Here is a 20,281-nt window from a genome sequence, read left to right as displayed (position 1 = left end):
TAACAATACATTTGCATAAAGGTGCTGGAAGCACGTTTCAAGGGACGGGTCAGGCACCACACCTTCTCACTGGGAGCGAAGCTCCGCTATGGGGTATTCCTTTAGGGTCCAGTTCGAAGGCGTCGCAAATGCGAGACGTTATCGGAAATAGTGATATCGGGGTTGTTTTTTTTGATCTATTATGAAAGATAAGGCTAATACATAATAACAGGATAAGGCGAATTAAATACTGATTAATAAAGGAGTTTGATTAATGAGAACGGAAAAAGAGATGATGGACAGAATCCTAAATACTGCAAAGGAAGATGAGCGCATTCGTGCCGTGGTCATGAATGGTTCACGAGTAGGTAATCCTTCAAGTAAAGATTGTTTCCAGGATTATGATATAGTTTATTTTGTAAATGACTTTGAATATTTTGCATGCAATCATTCATGGATTGATATTTTTGGAGAAAGAATTATGCTAGAAATGCCTTCTTATAAGGACTACGAAGTCTCTGACTATAACGGCAGGTTTAACTATCAAATACTTTTTAAAGATGGTAATAGAATAGATTTAACCTTCGCTTCAATTGAAAATATTGATACTGTTATTGAAAATGATAGAGTTGGCATTACTTTACTTGATAAAGATGGATTATTACAAAGCATAGTATTCTCAGGGGTTGAAGTATATTTTGTATCTAAACCAACGAAAAGAGCTTTTGAAAACTCATGTAATTCTTTTTGGTGGATTCTTCAAAATGTAGCAAAAGGAATTAAAAGAAGAGAACTTCCTTATGCAATCAAAATGCTTAATATAGCTAGAAACGATTTAGATACTGTTGCATCTTGGTATATTGGGATGAAACATGATTTTAAAGTTTTAACTGGTAAAATGGGTAAATACCTTGAAAGATATCTTGATGAAAACCTATGGAATTTATATAAGGATACCTTTCCAACTGGAAACTATGAAGACATTTGGAAGTCTTTGTTTTGTGCATGTAAATTATATAGATTATTAGCTACAGAGATTGCAGACCAATTTTCCTATTGTTATCCTTACGATGATGATAAATTGATGTCAGAATATCTACAACATGTAAAAAACTTACCTGACAACCCAGATGAGACCCATTATCAAAATATATATAATCTTTAATTCACATTCTTCATAAAAGATGTCACTACTTCCTATAACAAGCCATTCCTACTAGGGTCTGGTGGGAGCGGTCAGGGGAGTACGTTAGACCAGACTCACTCCTAGGGTAGGGCTATAGGGAACAGTGAGTGTCGGGAATGGCAGGAACGTTAGATAAAATTCAATAATCTCACAGGTATGAAAAAACTCATTCCTAAGAATGAGTTACTATAAAAGATTTAAGAATTCATCAAGTTGTATATCAGCTTGCTCTAAAATACTTTTTAAGGTCCCTTTTGCAATTTCATCATGCATAGGTATAATCACTACTCTTGTAGGAATGCCTAACTTCTTATATTTTGCATGGCTTCCTTTTTGAGAAACTTTCTGAAAATCAATTTTTTCTAAAGCTTTAATAATTTTATTAGGTGATAATACGGGATATTTAGAACTCATTATAGCCTAATCTCCATGGTAGTCAAGAAAGTAGGAACATTAATATTTTCTGGTGTAGTGTCTTCATAATACAGTTCAAGGGCTTCTCGCAAATTACTAATTGATTCTTCGATAGTTTTACCTTGTGAAGCAACACCATTTTCAATACATTTAGCAATATACCAGTTATCTTCTTTTTGAACGAGGACAGTAACTTTAATATTCATAATAAGGCACCTCACTTTAAAGGTTTAGTTATTAGTATTATATCATAGTGGTTTTAGAAATAAATATATTTTAATGTTAGGGTCAATTTATTGAACATCATCTAACAATGCATTTGCATAAAGGTGCTGGAAGCACGTGACAAGGGAAAGGTCAGTGCACCACATCCCTTCACCGGGAGCGGAGCTACACCAAAGGGGGAGATCACTGCGGGTCCGGTTCAGGAGCGTTGCAAATGTGAGACCGTTAACAGGTATAGGATTAAAACCAGATTTGTGCGGAAGGAGTTGTGGAAAAGACAAATCAATTTATTAATTGAAGGGTGTAGAAGAAAATATATCAACTATACTATAGCACTTGAAGTAAGAAGCTTTAACAAAATAGCTATCAATTGTGATACAGAAATAGGGAATATTATCCCTATGTGTTAGGAATATAAGAGTTATCTGAAATCGTACGCAAAGGCCGCGCGTCCATGCGGGGATTACGATTTTGGTGGCCGGTACACACTTGTGGGAAATTGGCAGTATAAAAATTTGCTTTTATGAAATGGAGATAAAATCCTCATGGAAAATTACTGGTGGATATTTATTATCGCAATTTTCATGGCAATTTTTTCTGATAAGATTGATAAAAAGATTCCGAAAGGAAACTTTATGTTTTTAGGTACGCTCATAGGGGCAATGGTAGGTGTGGTTATTGTTATCATATCAAATGACATAGTTAAATTTGCTCTCAGTTTATCAATCTGTCCTCTTATCGGTATGTTTATTGGAATGTTAATCAAGAGAAAATAGTATGTCTGTTATGAGCATAATCTATAGCTTAAATGACACATCATTCATATATAGCTCACAGAATGATACGGAGGCTCAGGGGGCCGCGTCCTTGGCGTCCTGCCACGGATTATGTAAGAGGAGTTTAAGAGCTTTGTTAATTCACACTTGTAGAAAAATATAAACTAACTCACCTATATTGTTTAAAATTTGAAACTATATCCTTAAGGAGGTCTGATTATGACTTTATTTAAGCGGTGGTTTGTCTTTATATTTTATTATGCCTTGGCTTTTCTTATTGCTAATCTTACAATTGGTATTTTGTCTTTGATTTTAAAGATGCTTTTAGTAACCGTTCAGGGTCCTACAATGGTTACCCGAGTCTCAAACATTGTGACTCACTATATATCTTTTTCTATAGCCTCTTTCTTTCTTTTCGGAAGGTATGGTAAAAAGCAGCAACCAGTTAAATATAGGGAAATAGTGTTGTTTTACAGTTTAATTATATTGCTTCATTTCATTATCGTCTTTTATGGAAAATGGAATACTGTATGGTCTGTTACAACGGGCACAATACAGTTGGCTCGAATTATGTATTCAGGTGGAGAACATATTGCGTCACTCACATATATTCCCAGAGTATACTATTACCATGCTCTGACCATTAGAGATATTTGTTTTGTTATCTTCTCATTAATGGGGATATTTACAGGAAACAAGATAAAGAAACTAAACTAAATTATATTCAATCATTTATTTCGCATACTTCATAAAAGATGTCACTACTTCCTATAACAAACCATTTAAGCTATGATTTTCTCTTGATTGGAAGCTCGCATCATTGATACTATATATTCTTAAAAGCGTTGTACATAGGTCTCTATGGGTTTTTCAAAACGGATTTGAAGGGGTGGGGTCTATGAAAAGTAATGAAGAACAAATAAGAAAAAGAGGATATATCGAAGAAGATGAGCTGAACTGTTATAGGCCTTTTACAAAGGTGCAATTATTAAAACTATTGCAATCTGATATAGCTTCAGATAGAACAATTGCTGCAAAGCTATTAGTAGAATATAAGGATATAGAAGTTGTAAAAGTTCTAATAGCTAAGTTAGTTACTGAAAAAAAACTATATACAAAAATAGCACTATCGGAATCCATAGGAAGTCACGGTGAAAAAGCAAGTAAATTATTAATTGAATATTTAGGCAAGGTAGGAAATAACCAGCATACATCATTACCCAGTAAGCCATTTAACAAGAATAATTATCCTTTGCCAAGAGATATAATTGCAAGGACCTTGTGTAAGATAGGAAAACCAGCGATAAGACCACTTAGAAGCTGTTTGTATGATGGCGACTATTTGCAAGTATTAGAAGCAATAGATGCAATTGGATTTATCTCTTATTATGATGATGATATAACATCCTTAGATGATATCATTGGACTTCTACATAAATATCAAGAAGATGACTTAATGACATGGAAACTGCTAAGGACGTTGCAAGCGTTCAAAGGAGAAAAGGTACTTGGTCTGTTAAAACCATATACTACGTCAAGTGTTGAACAATTTAGATGGGAATCAGCTAGAAGTATAGACCAGATTAACAGGAGATAAAACTATATTACTGGATTGAGGTTAGAGGCATTTTTGTGATGTCCATGGCCTTACACGGTTTACTATAGGTTTGGCTTCCGTTATGCTAATGTGAAAACCGATAAATTTTATGCTCCTGTGGTATCTATTTTCAAAGAGGAGTGGTAGGTCGTAAAGGAAAGTAAAGATAGTGGGTACAAATAGATCAGATGACATGAAGTGTATTGATGGGGGAAATGTATATGGAGATTAAAAAAAAATTTTTGAAAGCAGACATCCTGGTAATTGCATTTAGTATTGCAATTATAAATATAGGATTGGTATCATTCATTCAAGACAAACTTAATGAAGGCATTTTTGAGAAAATACTTGCGGATATCATCATTATTGTAATAGTAGGTTTTATAGGCAAACATTTTGCATCAAAAGTTGGATTTCCTTTATGGTGGTATAGAAATATGAGTGTATCATTTAAGAAACAATTCTTCGTTCTCATTATGCTAGGTTTGGTTATAATCATACCCAATACGCTAATATATTATTTCAACCAGAATTATGTATCAACTGTATCTTGGCTTAACTTCTCAAATTTTAAAGAAATAGTTTTGCTCTCCTTAAGGGCTGGATTATATGAAGAAATACTTTTTAGGCTATTTGTTTTTACATTAGTTACATGTTTAGTCACCAAGGTAATTAAATCAAAACAAAAATCTATCATAATGGGAATAATTATATCTTCTTTTATATTTGGATTAATACATGGAGGCGTTAATATACAAGCAAGTATTTTTGGAGGAACACTTGCCTATATTTATTATAAAAATGGTCTTGTACCAGCGATAATCATACATTTTTTAGCTGATGCCATACCTTGGACTTTGCTATATATATTAGATTAGTAATTTTAATGATTTTGTATAACTCAAGTATTGATTGCAATTATATTCAAGGGTTAATTGATAACAACATCGAATAAGGAATACACTTGAACAAATTGTAGAAAAAATTAATTTAGTTGATATTGACAAAACTGAATGCATGGCACATGCCGGTTTTAGAGTAGGGGAACAATATATAGGAAAATTAATGTCAAATCAGGCATTGAAGCGATTAAGAAAATGATGACAAGGAAAATTCTAATGGCGTAGTTTTTAAAGAAAAACGAATAAAAAACTTGAAAAAAGCACATATAAAGAATAGACTGTTTTATTGTGGCTAAACCAGTAGAATTTTACCACATTTGTTTAATATATTTCATGAAATAGAAATAAAAACCAATCAATGAGGTATTATGTAGTATAATGGAATGTATGAATCAATTATACATATGGAAAATATGTAAAAAAGAAAGGTAATGATTATGAAAAATAAATTTGCAAAGCTAGGAATTAGTGAAGAGATAGAAAATGTATTGAATAAAAGTGACATTACAGAACCGACACCAGTGCAGCTACAGGCGATCCCACCTCTGTTAGCACAGAGAGACGTGATGGCGCAAGCCCAAACCGGAACAGGGAAGACATTAGCCTTTATTCTACCAATTTTAGAGCGAGTCAATGTGGAAAAGCCAACGATACAGGCCCTCATTATTACACCGACACGGGAGTTGGCAATTCAAATAACAGCAGAAACCAAAAAGCTAGCCGAAGTAAAGGGTATTAATATTTTAGCGGCCTATGGTGGACAAGATGTAGAACAACAACTGAGAAAGCTAAAGGGAAGCATCCATATCATTATTGGAACCCCAGGAAGACTATTAGATCACTTGAGACGTAAAACCATTAACCTCGGAAAGCTTTCCATGTTGGTCTTAGATGAAGCAGATCAAATGCTACATATGGGATTCTTAAGAGATGTTGAAGATATTATGACCCATATACCAAAGCGAAGACAAAATATGTTTTTCTCAGCCACAATGCCAAACCAAGTACGTACCTTAGCAGAACAGTATATGAAGGATCCAGTACAAATACAGGTTCAAAGTAAGCGAGTGACCCTAGATGAAATCCGTCAAGTGGTCATTGAAACAACAGATCGAGGCAAGCAGGACCTGCTTTGTCAGCTTTTCGATGAATACAATCCTTTTATGGCGATTATTTTCTGTCGTACGAAACGGCGGGCCATTGCACTGAATGAGGCTTTGATCAATCTAGGATACAACTCAGATGAATTACATGGAGATCTGACACAAGCTAAACGTGAAAAGGTAATGAAGGCCTTTAAAAAATCAAAAATACAGTATTTAGTAGCGACGGATGTTGCAGCCAGAGGATTAGATATAGAGGGTGTTACCCATATTTTCAACTATGATATTCCCCAGGATGGTGAAAGCTATATTCACCGAATCGGTCGAACAGGTCGAGCTGGAGAAACCGGGATGGCGATTACATTTATGACATCTAGGGATCGTGATGAACTGAAAATTATTGAAAAAGTAATTAAGATGGACTTAGATGTACAAAAAAGTAAGTCTGGAAAAATAGATCTGGATGAAGAAGAGCAAGATACTAAGAAATCTCCCAAGGGTCGAGGTAATGACAAGTCTAAGGACTTTAAAAAGGGTAAATATGGAGATAAGAAAGGCAAACCTGGAGATAAGAAGGGGAGACCTGGAGATAAAAGGGATAGACCTACTGACAAGAAGGGCCGTCCAGGAGATAAAAGAGATCGACCTAGTGACAACAAAGGCAGACCAGGAGATAAAAGAGATCGACCTAGCGATAACAAAGGCAGACCTGGAGATAACAAAGGTAGACCAGGGGATAACAAAGGTAGACCTGGAGATAACAAAGGTAGACCTGGAGATAATAAAGGTAGACCTGGAGATAATAAAGGTAGACCTGGAGATAATAAAGGTAGACCTGGAGATAATAAAGGTAGACCTGGAGATAATAAAGGTAGACCTGGAGATAATAAAGGTAGACCTGGAGATAACAAAGAAAGCGGATATAAAGGAAATAAAAATACTAGAGGCAATCAATCCTCAAGTAACAATAAGCGTTCAAGATAATCAATCTAAATGTAAAACCGTGCTGATACAAAAGTACGGTTTTGTTTTTAGAAGTAAAGCCTCGTTAGAAAGGTGTTTTGGTAAGAAAATTGTGATATAATTACGGATGAAATAATGATAAATATTGCAATGTTTTTTTGCTGAAAGGAAAGAATCATGGTAAATAAAAGGAGACTTTTTAATATTATATTTCTTGTTATAGTAGGATGTCTTATTATGACATGGGTAGATGCCATACTTTCGCCTAACTATGCGATCAAATCCGCTATTAAGTTGATTATATTTTTAATGTTACCTCTTGGTTATTCTTTAATTGACAGGGATGTTTCTCTTGGTCGTATTTTCATATTTCATAGAAAAAGTGTTCTCTTTTCTGTCCTACTGGGAATAGGGGTATACTTGTTTATTATTGGTGCTTATTTTATTATAGGTCCCTACTTTGATTTTACAAATATTACCATAACCTTAGAAAACAATATCGGAGTAAACAAAAATAATTTTATTTTTGTAGCTCTTTACATTTCCTTTATTAATTCATTATTGGAAGAATTTTTCTTCCGTGGTTTTGCCTTTTTAACCTTAAAAAGGACAACATCCAGAAGAGTTGCCTATCTTTTTAGCGCCAGTGCTTTTTCATTCTACCATATTGCAATTATGACAAGCTGGTTTACACCATTACTGTTTATATTACTCATTATCAGCCTATTCTTAGCTGGTCTATTGTTCAATTGGCTCAATGAAAAAAGTGGCACTATTTATACTTCTTGGCTGGTTCATATGTGTGCTAATTTTGCGATTAATACCATTGGTTTTATGCTATTTGGGATATTGTAACTTGAAGATATACAAAAACTTTAACTTAATACTATGTTAGAATCAGTTTTAATATGACCGTTATGTTCTGCTAAATAAAGTAATGATAAAATATTGATACCAACAACGATTAGTTAGAAAGGATTGTTAATATGAAAAAGAAATTAGTATTAGCTGAAAAACCTTCTGTTGGAAGGGATTTAGCTCGGGTTTTAAACTGTAATCAAAAAGGAAATGGCTATTTAGAAGGAAAGGAATACATCGTTACATGGGCTTTAGGGCATTTAGTGACATTGGCTGACCCAGAGACCTATAGTCAGAAGTATAAATCATGGAAGCTTGAAGATTTACCAATGCTCCCAGATGAGATGAAGCTAGTTGTGATTCAAAAAACGGGAAAACAATTTAATGCAGTGAAGAGTCAAATGGTTCGAAAGGATGTAGGGGAAATTATTATTGCTACTGATGCTGGACGAGAAGGAGAGCTAGTAGCCCGATGGATTATTGAAAAAGTCGGAGTGAAGAAAACCATTAAACGCCTTTGGATCTCCTCTGTAACAGATAAGGCCATCAAGGATGGATTCAATAAGCTGAAAAATGGCAGAGAGTATGACAATCTTTATGCTTCAGCTGTTGCGAGATCCGAAGCCGATTGGATCGTCGGCCTCAATGCCACAAGGGCCTTGACGACGAAATATAATTCACAGCTCTCCTGTGGTAGAGTTCAAACCCCAACATTGACAATCATCGCCAAAAGAGAAGAAGAAATTCAACGCTTTCAGCCTAAAACCTTCTATGGAGCACAGGTCGTAGCCGGTGACCTAAAACTGACCTGGCAGGATCAACAAACCAATAGTATGAGGGTTTTTGATGAAACTAAAATTGATCAAGTCATTCAATCTATACAAAATCAAGAGGTAAAGGTCGTAGACATTAGCAAACGTCATAAAAAAAGCTATGCACCAAGGCTATACGATCTAACGGAGCTTCAAAGAGATGCCAATAAAATTTTTGGCTATTCTGCAAAGGAAACCCTCTCCATTATGCAGAAGCTTTATGAAACCCACAAGGCCTTAACCTATCCGAGAACTGACTCAAGATATATTACGGCGGATATTGTGGGAACATTGAAGGATCGATTGCAGGCCTGTGGCGTCGGCCCCTATAAGGCATTTGCCGCCAAGGTGATGCAAAGCTCCATTAAAGCAAACAAATCCTTTGTTGATGATGCACAGGTTTCTGACCATCATGCGATTATTCCAACAGAGCAATCAATTTATCTTGGTGCCTTAAGTGACCAGGAACGAAAAATATATGATCTTGTTGTCAAGCGCTTTTTAGCTGTTTTATATCCACCATTTGAATATGAGGAAAGAACAATTAATGCCAAGTTAGGTAAAGAGCATTTTATTGCCAAGGGAAAGATGGTCATTCATCAAGGCTGGAAGGCTATTTATGGACATCAGACCGAAGTCTCAGAAGATGAGGACATAGCGGATCAAATCCTGCCTAATTTAAACCGGGGAGATACTTTGAAGGTGAATGCCATATCTAAAACCACAGGAAAAACAAAGCCACCGGCCTTATTTACTGAAGGAACACTGCTAACGGCCATGGAGAATCCAAGCAAGTTTATGTCTAATGAAGACAAAACACTGATTAAAACCATTGGAGAAACAGGTGGATTAGGTACAGTGGCCACCAGAGCCGATATTATTGAGAAACTTTTCAGTAGCTTTTCAATTGAAAAGCGAGGAAAGGATATTCACATCACTTCAAAGGGAAAACAACTGCTACAATTAGTTCCTGAGGATCTAAAATCCCCTGGATTAACCGCAGAATGGGAGCAGAATCTAAGTGCCATTGCCAAGGGAAAGTTGAACAAAAACACATTCGTCAATCGAATGAAGGAGTATACAAAAACCATTGTAAAGGAAATCAAAAACAGTGAGGCTGCCTTTAGACATGACAACCTAACAGCAAACAAATGTCCAGACTGTGGAAAGTATATGCTAGAGGTCAATGGCAAGAAGGGCAAAATGCTGGTTTGTCAGGACCGAGAATGTGGTCATCGAAAAATAGTTGCACAAAAAAGCAATGCCAGATGCCCAGACTGTAAGAAAAAGCTGGAGCTCAGAGGCGAAGGCGAGGCACAAATATTTGTTTGTAGCTGTGGACATCGAGAAAAACTCTCTACTTTTAAAGAACGAAGGAAAAAAGACCAAGACAAAGCTTCAAAGGGAGAAGTCAATCAGTATTTGAAGCAACAGAAAAAGGAAGAACCTATTAATACAGCCTTAGCGGATGCATTGGCTAAGTTGAAATTAGACTAAATATAAAAACCTTCGTTAATACAACGGAGGTTTTTTTCTTGAAAAGGAGAAAGGGTGGTTAATTCCGCCACCATTACACAACCCAGGTGGACATGAGTAATACAACAATTGCTTTGTTAGTCAAGTATTCAAGGCTTAGATTTAAATAAAGGAGAGAAAAATCTTTGCTGGACTGCTAATTCATCGGAGTAAGTATTTATACTTTTACCTCCAGAGGGAACATTTTAGCATAAGCATATGTGATGCTTATAATTATATTATTTGGAGTATCATTTTATTTATACTGAAATCTTTGAAGATAAGACTAACAAAATTATAAATCGTATAACCCTAAAATAATCATGGCATGATAAAAGGACAGGATTAATAACTCATAGAGGAGGTATAAACGAAATGCAACAAAATCAACAAGCTCAACAAGCAGCTGAACTAGCACAGCAAACGATTCAGAGAGCATTGAACTCAATTCAACAAGCCACACAAGCAGCTAATCCTCAAGCTGTTCAACAGGCACAGCAGCAACTCCAACAAGCTACGCAACAGGTAAATCAAGCTCAAAATAGTGCTCAACCTGCTCAAAAACAACAGTTTCAGCTAGTTCAACAACAACTGCAACAAGCCATTCAACAACTAGAACAAGCGCTACAGCTACAAAATCAATCATAACACAGTAGGCACCTAAATTATTTTTAATAGGTGCCTTACTTGTAATTGTTTTTAAAGTTATTGTTTTGCTAGAATGCTTTAGCCTGTAGAGTTATTCGAGAGTACTGATTTTACAGCATCTTCAATTTCTTTATATCCAGTACACCGACAAATATTTGACTCTAAGCAATCTTTAATTTGAGTATCATCTGCTTGAGGATATTTTGTAATGAGTGAATTAGAATTCATAATAAAGCCAGGGGTGCAGTAACCACACTGGAAGGCAAACTTTTCAATAAAGGCTGTTTTAATTGATGTATTCTGCACCCCTTCTACTGTAATAACTTTTTTACCAACGGCCTCTATAGCAAGCATTAAGCATGACTTCATCGCTTCACCATCCACATCAATGGTACATGCTCCACAATCACCATTTAAACAACCGGGTTTGGCTCCTGTTAAACCTAATTGTCCTCTTAATACATGCAATAAAGTATCAGCATGACGTACATAGACAGAACGCTCTTCACCGTTTACATTTAAAGTAATTTCAGATTTATACATTTTCTTTTCCCCCTATCGTATCTAGAATATCTAATAATGTATTCTTCAATACAAACATTCTATAATCTTCAGATCCATGAACATCATTCAATATAGGTGTTGGGATATATTGCATTGCGTCTTCGATTCTTGCTTCATAAGATAATTCTTGATTATTCAGACTTTGTTCAATATTTTCATTACGAAAAGGATAGGAACATAAGCTACTAAAGGCGAATTTAATATGCTCATTTTTTTTCAGAGCCGCAACTGTTATTAAGGGATAGCCAACATCCCAGTGTTTTCTTTTTTTGATACATAGGGAAGGCAACTTAATCTCTTGTTCATCTGTAATGACTTGAACTAGTAGTTCACCTCTTTGTAATTTTAGCGTTTCATCAAAGATTTCATTGACTAACACTTGTTTAAACCCAGTAGGACTAGCGATTAGAACTTGACTGTCTGTTAATAAAAGAGGCAAAATTGTTTCTCTATATATGATGTTTGCACACATATTTCCGCCAAGGGTTATTTTATTTCTAGCGGTATGGTCAGCAATTTCTACTATTGCCTTACTTAGGAAGGGGAAGTACTGCATCTCTCGAACCATAGTGAGTGTTTGTGCTGCTCCAAAAGTAATTTTACCTGCCTCTTTGCTTAATGCGAGGCATTCAGGAATTCCTTTAATATCAATGACAGCACCTGTTTTAACTCTATTGACTCTTCCTAAAGTAATGACTTCTGTACCTCCAGAAAAATACATAGGCTCCTTTCCTTGTTGATCTAAGGATTGAAACAGTGATGTTGCTTCTTCAATAGATGATGGCTTATAATACTCGAAATCATATGTAATCAATTTTCATTCACTCCTCTTTTTTCCAGCCAAATCGACTCAGGTGTAAGAGGTAGCCTATTTAACTCTACCCCTGAAGCTATTGATAAGGCATTTGCCAATGCTGCTGGCATACCTATTAGTCCATGCTCTCCAAGTCCACGGGCTCCGTAGGCACTATCAATATGGGGTGTTTCAATAAAATGAACAATATATTCTGGATGATCGCCATACCTAAAGGGAGTATAGGTACGAAGACGAGGGTTAAGCACGTTTCCATTTTCACTAAATACAAAGGTTTCGCTACTCCCCAAATTTAACCCCATTTCCATTGCCCCCATGACTTGTCCTTCTGCTAACTTCATGTTTAATACCTTACCTACATCAATAACAGCGTAGGCCTTAAGTATCTTATAAGTATAATCCCTGGTATCAAACTCAATTTCAACCCCTTGAGCACCGACGGTGTACTCAGGGCCAGGACGCCCGATGCCAGTCTCGTGATCAAGATGTGTTAAGTGCCTTAGCGTATATTGACCTCGTCCGATCACTTGCCCACCAATTGAATATCCATGGGGATACTTATATCCAAGACAAATATCTTCTACTTTTATAAAAATATCAGGTTCATCTTTTACATAAACCATTTCATTACCAACTTCAAGGTCGTCTGGTGAACACATTAACACCCGAGAGGCAGTATCCTTTAGTTGTACAATTGCATCATCAGCTGCCTTCAGTAGTGCCCTGCCAGCCATCAGAGTGCTTCTACTAGCCACAGTTTTCCAATGTTCAGGTATGATTTGGGTATCTACTTCCATTTTGACATGTATTTTATTGATATCCATACTTAGTTTTTCTGCCAGTAATTGGGCAAGTACTGTTTTAGTTCCCATGCCCATCTCCACGACTCCAGACTCAATATTTATGCTACCATCTCCATTGAAAGTTAAAATGATACCAGAACTAGCGTCACTATCAATTGTTGAAGTCTTCCAAATACAACTAACTCCTTTTGTACGAACTTTTCGTTCATCTATTTCAATTACTTGGCCCTCGTTCCACTGCATTAGTTGTTTCAAGGTTGAAATGCAGTTAGGCAAATTACCAACTGTACTTTCGTTAAGACGTATCTGCGTTGGGGTGGTGTGTCCTGGTAAAATTGTATTTTTCATTCGAAGTTCTATGGGGTCCATCTTAAGTTCTTTAGCTAGCATGTCCATTGCTCTTTCAAAAACAAATAAGAGCTCGGAATGGCCAAACCCCCTATAGGCCGTTGCATATGGATGGTTTGTATAAACGCATAGAGAATCACACTTCAAATGATCAATGTGATAAGGACCTGTACAAGTAACGGCTGCGGCTCTACTGATTGTTGCGCCTTTGTCGGAATATGCACCTGTATCAAAGGCGTATAGAATTTCCGCTGCAGTTAATTGCCCATCCTTTGTTGCTCCCAATTTAATGTGGGCATCTAGGCCGATATGTACTGGAGATGTAATCATATCTTCTTCTCGGGAGTTTAGTAGCTTTACGGGCCTGCCGCCAACGGCAGCCGAGGCCATATATGCTATCAGTTCTAACTGAATAGGAACCTTGCCACCGTATGCCCCGCCAACGAAGGGGGTAGTGACTATGACTTTTCCTTCCTCAATCTGAAAGTAGTCCTGCATTAGTTTTTTTATCATATATGGAGATTGAGTAGCAGATGTAAAGACCACATAACCATCGGGACGAATTTCTGCTATAACACATCTTGTTTCCATAGCTATATGATCGGATTGGGAAAAGGAAAAATCAGTTTCGATAGTTACATCACTGTTTTTCCAACCTTCTTCTATACATCCCTTTCGAATTTTAGTACGATCTGCAATGTTGGTATTGGCCTCAGGATAAACATGTTCTATTTTCTCATATACAGCTAAATTTTCATGTACTAATGTAGCATCTGGAAGAAGAGCATCCTGTGGGGAATTAACAACTGGCAATGGTTCATATGTAATTTTCATCAGTTCTGCGGCTTTTTTTGCCTGAAGGGCAGTATCGGCTACTACAGCAGCTACTGGTTCCCCATGATATCGAACTTTATCATAAGCAATAGGAGGTCGATCTTTAATCTCTTCTCCTGTAAGTGGAAAGGGTTGACCGACAATAATTGTCCGTACACCTGATACTTCTAGTGCCTTTGAGGAGTCGATGGTTACTATTTTGGCATGTGCATGGGGACTTATCACTAGCTTTATATGTAACATATCATTAGTTGAATAATCGTCTGTGTACTTGGCCGCACCTGTTACTTTTTCAAGGGATTCTTTCCGAAAAATACTTTTTCCAATACTCAAACTCATAAAACTCAACCACCTTTGTAAAATATTGATGTATATTCCAGCATATACCTCTTATTATTGGTTTAGACAACTTTATTTATTCTTGGGAAAGCTCAAAAACTAATATACCGCTTAAGTCATAATTTTTGTATAAAAATTTTTTATTTAACTAATTATATTAATATGTGTTCCAAGAGTAGCATGATAATAGCTTTCTATGCCATTATTTCTAAGGTCTTGAATAGACACTATGATGAAAATAATTAGTTAGGAGTTTTAAAATGCCAAACAACAATGACGTTATTTCAGCTGAAATGTTAACCATTATTATAACAGCAACTTTGATTGGAGCATTAACCCGGATTGCATTAATTAAAATAGATCATAGGCAGTATCCAAACTATCCAAATGGCTATTTGATCCATACAGTGACAGGAGGTCTTGCTGCTGCAATAGGGGCATTTGTTGTACCAGCATTAGTAGCGAAAGAATTTACAGCTGTTACTTTTTTAGCCTTGGGGATACAACATTTTCGTGAAGTTAGAAAAACAGAAAGAGAGAGTCTTTTAGATCTTGAGGGGGAAGAGTATGCAAGTCGTGGTGATGCTTACATTGACGGGATAGCTAAAATTTTTGAATCTCGGAACTACATAGCATTACTGGTTGCCTTTACTACGGCATTGACCATTCAGTTACTTCAAAGCTTTACGGATGTGTCCTGGTGGATTGAGGTTATATGTGGTTCTATAGTAGGACTTATTTTGTTTTACATACTTAAATTATTTACAAGACGACAAAACATAAAAGATATTGCTACTGTAACTAAGGGCAAAATCCAAATTAAGGGTTCGGATTTATATGTAGATGATCTATTTGTGTCTCATTTAATGGGTAGAGAGGAAGCTAAGGAATGGTTTTTAGAAGATGGGTTAGCTGCTATTATCCATCCGAAATACGAGCACTTCCAAATCCCTCTTCTAAACAAAGGACAACGGCAGGCTGTTCTATTTGAAGTAACACGTAGAATGGGGCAGAGGAAGATATACAGTCTTCAGGATATAAATAGTGGTAAACTTATTATTGCATTAGTTCCTGTTATTAAAAATTTCGACCTATTAGAAGAAACAATCTTACTAACTCCTTTGCTAGAAACGGTGAAAAAAAATCCCGAATTATTGGACATGGAAAATAAAAAAGGAGGGGAAGCTAATGGGAAAAGGTGAAGGATCAATCAAAGGTATTCTGGCATATATTACAACTGATAAAAACCGATATTTAGGTGGTGAGCCCCTAGCATTATTAGTCAAAGACAAAGAAGAGTTAGTTAAAATATCTGATACAATTGCAGAAACTTTCTTAGCAGATATCGTAGAATTAAGTAATGGAGATTATATGATCATAAAAAAATAATGAATGTTCTAACCTGTCAAAAGGTACTTTTTATAGGACTAATTACTACTATTGCACTTTTCTTAAAGGAACATCAACAAAACTATATGGACCTATTAAACTATGCTAATCAAATGAATACAGGACAAAATGCCAACAACTGGATAAGCACTAATCAAGGAGGGCAGATAAACTAATGAATACAGAGCAGGTCATAACTTCAAAGTCAGGTGTAATGAAAATTGGAAAGACTGTTTCAAATGAATTACCACAGGTGAAAGATCCCAGCATCAATATACGAGATATGTTAAATGACGTACTGCTAATGGAAAAGCATAATCTAGTAAGCTATCAAATTGGAATTAATGAAATCATTAACGATGATTTAAGGCAAATAGTAATCAATAATAGGGACCAACTACAACAAATACATACAAAGCATTTTAGTGAACTATTTAACTTAGGCGAATATCAAGCGAATGTTGCAACACAAACTGAAGTTGCGGATTTGATTGATATTTTTACAGGCTATCAGACACAACTTCCATTTCAACAGTAGAATATAGGTTCAAAGTCTGCTTACTGAAGAATGCACCTCAAATTATTAAACACAATCTAATAATTTGAAGGTGCATTGTATTACTTACTAGACCTCTGGATCATAAAAAATCTTTACTGCTTCTTCTCCACTCATGAAGACTATATTTTGATCCAATAAAGAAGTTTCAAAGAGGTCAGTTTGATTTTGTTCAGCTTTCTTCTTAATAAATAAATATCCATCCCTCAATAAAGTCCGAGTGCTGTCGAGGCCGTTGATGTGGGAACTTGATTATTGTAGAATATACTGATATATGGATGATAAAATAAACTGATGAAGTAAACGGCTCACTCAATTTTTAACGCCTCTTTGTCAAAAATTTCAAGTGCTTAAATATCAAGAAGGCAAGTATCCACCAGGATACTTGCCTTCTTTGCTTTGTGGCTACTCAACAATTTGAAGATCTTTACTAAATTGATTCAGTACCTCGCATCCACTCTTTGTTACCAATACTAAGTCTTCAATTCGTACCCCAAATTCTCCTGGCAGATAAATACCGGGCTCGATTGAAAAAATCATTCCTGGCGCCACTGTATCTGTATTGATAGCTGAAACATCACCATAATCATGAACCTCTAAGCCAATGGAATGACCTGTTCGATGGGTAAAGTACTCACCATATCCCTTTGACTCAATATAGTCCCTTGCTGCTGAATCGATATCACAGAATTTGACCCCAGGCTTCACCGCAGAAATGGCTCTTCGATTTGCCTCTTTAACTATGTGATAAACTTCCTTTGCCTTAGGTGAAACAGCCCGATAAAATACGGTTCTTGTCATGTCAGAACAATATGAATCCATTCGACAGCCAATATCAATAATGATGCTATCACCTTTCTTTAATTGTGAATGATCTGGACTATGGTGAGGGTCGGCCCCATTGGCCCCATAGGCAATAATTGGACTAAAGGAAGGTCCCTCGGTCTCAAGCTCCTCATATATATTATTGACAAGCTGTGTCATTTTCTTTTCAGTTGTATGTTCAGAAATCAAATTAATGATACCGGTCATGGTGAAGTCATTAGTCTTTGAAGCCTCTCGCATCAAACGTATTTCATGTTTATCCTTTGTCATTCGAATGGTGTCGATGAGGGAAGAGCCATTGACAAAGGTACTTTCCTTTTTATATTTCATTAAATCTAATAAAAACATTGCAGGCCAACTTTTATCAACACCAATGGTTGTATGAGGTTGAATGTATTGAGCAAGTAGCTGGATTGGATCATCTGTATCCTTAAACCAAACCTTATCAATGCCAAGCTCCTCATGAACCGGGAAGAGTTCATTAATAAAAATCAGATGTTGGTTGGATACATTTAGATAAAGGGCAAGCATTCTTTCACCTGGATGAATCCACTTACCAGTTAAATAAAAAATAGCATTTGGATCAGATAAAATAAGTTGGGGGATAGACGCATCCCTCATGTTTTTTAATAGCTTATCAAGTCTATTTTGATGCATGGGTTCAACTCCTTTAGAATGGGGTTTTGATATGAAATATTTCTATGTTGAATGAGGATTATCCTTTATTTTTATGAAAAAGAAATAAAGAAAATGTAAAAATAATTAAAGGGATTTTGTGAAATTAATCTAATATAAATAGTAAAGATTTAACATATCATGACACAAGCACCAGGGCATGCTAGGGGTCCATTTAACCACAAAACAGGAGGAGATGCTGATGAGTAATTTGTATTACTGTGTGGATTGCAGAAGAGTGGCCAATGTAAATGAGGGATGTGCCTACTGTAAATCTGATAACATCAAAGGTCTTGCTAGAAAAGCGCCGGTAAATGTGATTGGAACCAAGGTGAAGGGCAATGTATTGGGTGTAAGCAATGATATGGTTAATTTACTTTGTGCGGTTGCAGGAGGAAATACCAAAGACATTAGACAGTATGAAGTAAAACAGTTAAGAAAAATTTTATAGTGAATTAAAGAAGTCTAGAAAAAAGGAATATAAAAGAACGTACAAAAAGGCCTAGGATCTCGATCCTAGGCCTTTAAAAATATCATAAATGACTAGACAAGCTTTGTGGTCCAGGTTTCACAATTCCAAATATCCGTTGCAATATCTCTATAAAAATCAGGATCATGTGAGATTAAAAGAATGCTTCCTTTGTATTCCTTTAAAGCACGCTTTAAGTCTTCTTTGGCATCAACATCAAGATGGTTGGTAGGCTCATCTAAAATCAGTAAATTGCTTTCTTGGTTGACGAGCTTACAAAGACGAACCTTGGCTTGCTCTCCTCCACTTAAAACCACAATCTTGCTTTCAATATGCTGTGTGGTTAAACCACATTTAGCTAAGGCAGCACGGATCTGCTGTTGGGTGTATGAAGGGAAGTCCTGCCATACTTCTTCGATACAGGTTTTATAATTGGCTTCCTTGATCTCCTGTTCAAAATAACCAACTTCAAGATAATCCCCTAGCTCCACAGAGCCAGAAACTGCATGGATTTGTCCTAGAATGCTTCGTAGTAATGTTGTTTTACCTAATCCATTGGCACCTACTAATGCAATACGCTGTCCTCGTTCCATCCGCAAATTCAATGGTTTAGAAAGGGGCTCCTCATATCCGATGACAAGATCATTTGTTTCAAAGATCAACTTTCCAGGAGATTTAGAACATTTGAAGTTAAATTCAGGCTTAGGTTTTTCCTTGGCTAACTCAAGTACATCCATCTTATCTAACTTCTTTTGTCGAGACATGGCCATGTTTCGGGTGGCGACCCGTGCCTTGTTTCTGGCGACGAAATCCTTAAGTTCAGTGATTTCTTGCTGTTGCTTTCGGTAGGCGGCTTCGGACTGCTGTTTTTTAGCTTCATGGACCAAACCAAAGCTAGCATAGTCACCAACGTAACGATTGAGTTCTTGGTTTTCCATATGGTAGATCAAGTTTATCACACTATTAAGGAAGGGAATGTCATGGGAAATCAAAATAAAGGCATTCTCATATTCCTGGAGATAGCGCTTTAACCATTCAATATGCTGTTCATCTAAATAGTTACTAGGCTCATCTAATAATAAGATATCAGGCTTTTCCAATAAAAGTTTAGCCAATAAAACCTTTGTTCTTTGTCCACCACTCAAATCATGAACATCCTTTTCTAATCCAACTTCATCTAAACCCACGCCGCGGGCAATCTCTTCAACCTTTGCGTCAATAATATAAAAGTCATTATTGGTCAAGGTATCCTGAATGCTTCCCATATCCTCTAACAAATGTTCTAATTCCTCTGGAGAGGCATCGGCCATTTTGTCACAGATTTCATTCATCTCTGTTTCAACATCAAAAAGATATTGAAAGGCTCCCTTGAGGGCATCGCGGATGGTCATTCCTTTTTCAAGAGAAGTATTTTGGTCTAGGTATCCAACGCGGACTTTTTTAGCCCATTCAACCTGACCTTCATCGGGTTCTAGTTTTCCAGTAATAATATTCATAAAAGTAGATTTACCTTCACCATTGGCTCCAATTAATCCGATGTGTTCACCCTTTAAAAGTCTAAAGGAAACATTATTAAAGATGGCACGATCACCAAAGCCATGGGTTAGGTTTTTTACTGTTAAAATACTCATGTTATCTTCCTTTCTAATTATATCCTCGAAGTAAATTTGGCTAGAATTCAGGGGAA

Annotated in this window: 21 protein-coding genes; 14 read left to right on the top strand and 7 right to left on the bottom strand. The window is 36.2% G+C overall.

The genetic code is table 11. The annotated features are described in order from the left end of the window. The first annotated feature begins 253 nt into the window (after positions 1–253). On the top strand, positions 254–1,144 hold the full coding sequence (locus AMET_RS16490; protein WP_012064450.1) for an aminoglycoside 6-adenylyltransferase: 891 nt from the start codon (positions 254–256) through the stop codon (positions 1,142–1,144). 207 nt (positions 1,145–1,351) lie between these two features. Here the strand turns inward: AMET_RS16490 and AMET_RS16485 are convergent, their stop codons facing one another. Continuing rightward, positions 1,352–1,579 carry a type II toxin-antitoxin system HicA family toxin gene (locus AMET_RS16485; RefSeq protein WP_012064449.1) on the bottom strand — a complete coding sequence of 76 codons (228 nt, stop codon included), beginning with the start codon at positions 1,577–1,579 and terminating at the stop codon, positions 1,352–1,354. Beyond that, a complete protein-coding gene (locus tag AMET_RS16480; protein WP_012064448.1) occupies positions 1,579–1,785 on the bottom strand; it encodes a type II toxin-antitoxin system HicB family antitoxin in 207 nt (68 codons plus the stop codon). The genes AMET_RS16485 and AMET_RS16480 overlap by 1 nt, the downstream gene beginning before the upstream one ends. Positions 1,786–2,349: 564 nt before the next feature. On the opposite strand from AMET_RS16480, the gene AMET_RS16475 reads away from it, so the two are divergent. The 8 genes from AMET_RS16475 (at position 2,350) to AMET_RS16440 (ending at position 10,978) form a co-directional block, all read left to right on the top strand. Next, on the top strand, positions 2,350–2,580 hold the full coding sequence (locus AMET_RS16475) for a hypothetical protein (protein ID WP_012064447.1): 231 nt from the start codon (positions 2,350–2,352) through the stop codon (positions 2,578–2,580). 219 nt (positions 2,581–2,799) lie between these two features. After that, positions 2,800–3,297: a hypothetical protein gene (locus AMET_RS16470; RefSeq protein ID WP_012064446.1), complete on the top strand. Its 498-nt coding sequence runs from the start codon at positions 2,800–2,802 to the stop codon at positions 3,295–3,297. Positions 3,298–3,478: 181 nt separating this feature from the next. Then, positions 3,479–4,177: a HEAT repeat domain-containing protein gene (locus tag AMET_RS16465; RefSeq protein ID WP_012064445.1), complete on the top strand. Its 699-nt coding sequence runs from the start codon at positions 3,479–3,481 to the stop codon at positions 4,175–4,177. A gap of 221 nt (positions 4,178–4,398) precedes the next feature. After that, positions 4,399–5,055 carry a CPBP family intramembrane glutamic endopeptidase gene (locus tag AMET_RS16460; protein WP_041720950.1) on the top strand — a complete coding sequence of 219 codons (657 nt, stop codon included), beginning with the start codon at positions 4,399–4,401 and terminating at the stop codon, positions 5,053–5,055. A gap of 455 nt (positions 5,056–5,510) precedes the next feature. After that, positions 5,511–7,166, top strand: a complete 1,656-nt coding sequence (locus AMET_RS16455) for a DEAD/DEAH box helicase (RefSeq protein ID WP_242661310.1) — start codon at positions 5,511–5,513, stop codon at positions 7,164–7,166. Between the two features lie 216 nt (positions 7,167–7,382). After that, positions 7,383–8,000 carry a CPBP family intramembrane glutamic endopeptidase gene (locus AMET_RS16450; protein ID WP_198135357.1) on the top strand — a complete coding sequence of 206 codons (618 nt, stop codon included), beginning with the start codon at positions 7,383–7,385 and terminating at the stop codon, positions 7,998–8,000. Positions 8,001–8,131: 131 nt separating this feature from the next. Continuing rightward, positions 8,132–10,312, top strand: a complete 2,181-nt coding sequence (locus AMET_RS16445; RefSeq protein ID WP_012064441.1) for a DNA topoisomerase III — start codon at positions 8,132–8,134, stop codon at positions 10,310–10,312. Between the two features lie 393 nt (positions 10,313–10,705). After that, positions 10,706–10,978 (top strand): hypothetical protein, encoded by a 273-nt coding sequence (locus AMET_RS16440; protein WP_012064440.1) that lies wholly within the window; start codon positions 10,706–10,708, stop codon positions 10,976–10,978. 78 nt (positions 10,979–11,056) lie between these two features. Here AMET_RS16440 and AMET_RS16435 read toward each other — a convergent pair whose 3' ends face one another. Genes AMET_RS16435 through AMET_RS16425 form a run of 3 tightly spaced genes read right to left on the bottom strand, consistent with a single transcriptional unit; the run spans position 11,057 to position 14,680 of the window. Continuing rightward, entirely contained in the window at positions 11,057–11,521 is a 465-nt protein-coding gene (locus AMET_RS16435; RefSeq protein ID WP_012064439.1) for a (2Fe-2S)-binding protein, read from the bottom strand. Beyond that, complete coding sequence (locus AMET_RS16430) at positions 11,514–12,356, bottom strand: FAD binding domain-containing protein (protein WP_012064438.1); 843 nt, start codon at positions 12,354–12,356, stop codon at positions 11,514–11,516. Before AMET_RS16430 ends, AMET_RS16435 begins: the two co-directional genes overlap by 8 nt. Continuing rightward, complete coding sequence (locus tag AMET_RS16425; RefSeq protein ID WP_012064437.1) at positions 12,353–14,680, bottom strand: xanthine dehydrogenase family protein molybdopterin-binding subunit; 2,328 nt, start codon at positions 14,678–14,680, stop codon at positions 12,353–12,355. The genes AMET_RS16430 and AMET_RS16425 overlap by 4 nt, the downstream gene beginning before the upstream one ends. 260 nt (positions 14,681–14,940) lie before the next feature. On the opposite strand from AMET_RS16425, the gene AMET_RS16420 reads away from it, so the two are divergent. Genes AMET_RS16420 through AMET_RS16410 form a run of 4 tightly spaced genes read left to right on the top strand, consistent with a single transcriptional unit; the run spans position 14,941 to position 16,607 of the window. Beyond that, complete coding sequence (locus AMET_RS16420) at positions 14,941–15,882, top strand: YIEGIA family protein (RefSeq protein WP_012064436.1); 942 nt, start codon at positions 14,941–14,943, stop codon at positions 15,880–15,882. Further along, positions 15,869–16,069 (top strand): capping complex subunit for YIEGIA, encoded by a 201-nt coding sequence (locus AMET_RS16415; protein WP_012064435.1) that lies wholly within the window; start codon positions 15,869–15,871, stop codon positions 16,067–16,069. Before AMET_RS16420 ends, AMET_RS16415 begins: the two co-directional genes overlap by 14 nt. After that, positions 16,069–16,245 carry a hypothetical protein gene (locus AMET_RS26370; protein ID WP_012064434.1) on the top strand — a complete coding sequence of 59 codons (177 nt, stop codon included), beginning with the start codon at positions 16,069–16,071 and terminating at the stop codon, positions 16,243–16,245. The genes AMET_RS16415 and AMET_RS26370 overlap by 1 nt, the downstream gene beginning before the upstream one ends. Beyond that, the gene (locus tag AMET_RS16410) at positions 16,245–16,607 is read left to right on the top strand and encodes a spore coat protein (protein WP_012064433.1); all 363 of its coding nucleotides are present in this window, start codon (positions 16,245–16,247) and stop codon (positions 16,605–16,607) included. The genes AMET_RS26370 and AMET_RS16410 overlap by 1 nt, the downstream gene beginning before the upstream one ends. 423 nt (positions 16,608–17,030) lie before the next feature. Here AMET_RS16410 and AMET_RS16405 read toward each other — a convergent pair whose 3' ends face one another. Then, positions 17,031–18,107 carry a M24 family metallopeptidase gene (locus AMET_RS16405; RefSeq protein ID WP_012064431.1) on the bottom strand — a complete coding sequence of 359 codons (1,077 nt, stop codon included), beginning with the start codon at positions 18,105–18,107 and terminating at the stop codon, positions 17,031–17,033. Positions 18,108–18,327: 220 nt separating this feature from the next. Between AMET_RS16405 and AMET_RS16400 the strand changes: the two genes are divergently transcribed. Continuing rightward, positions 18,328–18,576 (top strand): hypothetical protein, encoded by a 249-nt coding sequence (locus tag AMET_RS16400; protein ID WP_012064430.1) that lies wholly within the window; start codon positions 18,328–18,330, stop codon positions 18,574–18,576. Between the two features lie 92 nt (positions 18,577–18,668). Here the strand turns inward: AMET_RS16400 and AMET_RS16395 are convergent, their stop codons facing one another. Then, positions 18,669–20,225, bottom strand: a complete 1,557-nt coding sequence (locus AMET_RS16395; protein WP_012064429.1) for an ABC-F family ATP-binding cassette domain-containing protein — start codon at positions 20,223–20,225, stop codon at positions 18,669–18,671. Positions 20,226–20,281 lie beyond the last annotated feature (56 nt).

Origin of the sequence: Alkaliphilus metalliredigens QYMF, from assembly GCF_000016985.1 — a bacterium.
GTDB lineage: Bacteria > Bacillota > Clostridia > Peptostreptococcales > Natronincolaceae > Alkaliphilus_A > Alkaliphilus_A metalliredigens.
Note: the sequence above shows the minus strand (reverse complement) of the source record. Positions and strands in the feature narration are given on the sequence as shown.

Coding starts and splice junctions, on each gene's coding strand:
- AMET_RS16490 (WP_012064450.1), top strand. CDS start 254: ATGAGAACGGAAAAAGAGATGATGGACAGAATCCTAAATACTGCAAAG.
- AMET_RS16485 (WP_012064449.1), bottom strand. CDS start 1,579: ATGAGTTCTAAATATCCCGTATTATCACCTAATAAAATTATTAAAGCT.
- AMET_RS16480 (WP_012064448.1), bottom strand. CDS start 1,785: ATGAATATTAAAGTTACTGTCCTCGTTCAAAAAGAAGATAACTGGTAT.
- AMET_RS16475 (WP_012064447.1), top strand. CDS start 2,350: ATGGAAAATTACTGGTGGATATTTATTATCGCAATTTTCATGGCAATT.
- AMET_RS16470 (WP_012064446.1), top strand. CDS start 2,800: ATGACTTTATTTAAGCGGTGGTTTGTCTTTATATTTTATTATGCCTTG.
- AMET_RS16465 (WP_012064445.1), top strand. CDS start 3,479: ATGAAAAGTAATGAAGAACAAATAAGAAAAAGAGGATATATCGAAGAA.
- AMET_RS16460 (WP_041720950.1), top strand. CDS start 4,399: ATGGAGATTAAAAAAAAATTTTTGAAAGCAGACATCCTGGTAATTGCA.
- AMET_RS16455 (WP_242661310.1), top strand. CDS start 5,511: ATGATTATGAAAAATAAATTTGCAAAGCTAGGAATTAGTGAAGAGATA.
- AMET_RS16450 (WP_198135357.1), top strand. CDS start 7,383: ATGACATGGGTAGATGCCATACTTTCGCCTAACTATGCGATCAAATCC.
- AMET_RS16445 (WP_012064441.1), top strand. CDS start 8,132: ATGAAAAAGAAATTAGTATTAGCTGAAAAACCTTCTGTTGGAAGGGAT.
- AMET_RS16440 (WP_012064440.1), top strand. CDS start 10,706: ATGCAACAAAATCAACAAGCTCAACAAGCAGCTGAACTAGCACAGCAA.
- AMET_RS16435 (WP_012064439.1), bottom strand. CDS start 11,521: ATGTATAAATCTGAAATTACTTTAAATGTAAACGGTGAAGAGCGTTCT.
- AMET_RS16425 (WP_012064437.1), bottom strand. CDS start 14,680: ATGAGTTTGAGTATTGGAAAAAGTATTTTTCGGAAAGAATCCCTTGAA.
- AMET_RS16420 (WP_012064436.1), top strand. CDS start 14,941: ATGCCAAACAACAATGACGTTATTTCAGCTGAAATGTTAACCATTATT.
- AMET_RS16415 (WP_012064435.1), top strand. CDS start 15,869: ATGGGAAAAGGTGAAGGATCAATCAAAGGTATTCTGGCATATATTACA.
- AMET_RS26370 (WP_012064434.1), top strand. CDS start 16,069: ATGAATGTTCTAACCTGTCAAAAGGTACTTTTTATAGGACTAATTACT.
- AMET_RS16410 (WP_012064433.1), top strand. CDS start 16,245: ATGAATACAGAGCAGGTCATAACTTCAAAGTCAGGTGTAATGAAAATT.
- AMET_RS16405 (WP_012064431.1), bottom strand. CDS start 18,107: ATGCATCAAAATAGACTTGATAAGCTATTAAAAAACATGAGGGATGCG.
- AMET_RS16400 (WP_012064430.1), top strand. CDS start 18,328: ATGAGTAATTTGTATTACTGTGTGGATTGCAGAAGAGTGGCCAATGTA.
- AMET_RS16395 (WP_012064429.1), bottom strand. CDS start 20,225: ATGAGTATTTTAACAGTAAAAAACCTAACCCATGGCTTTGGTGATCGT.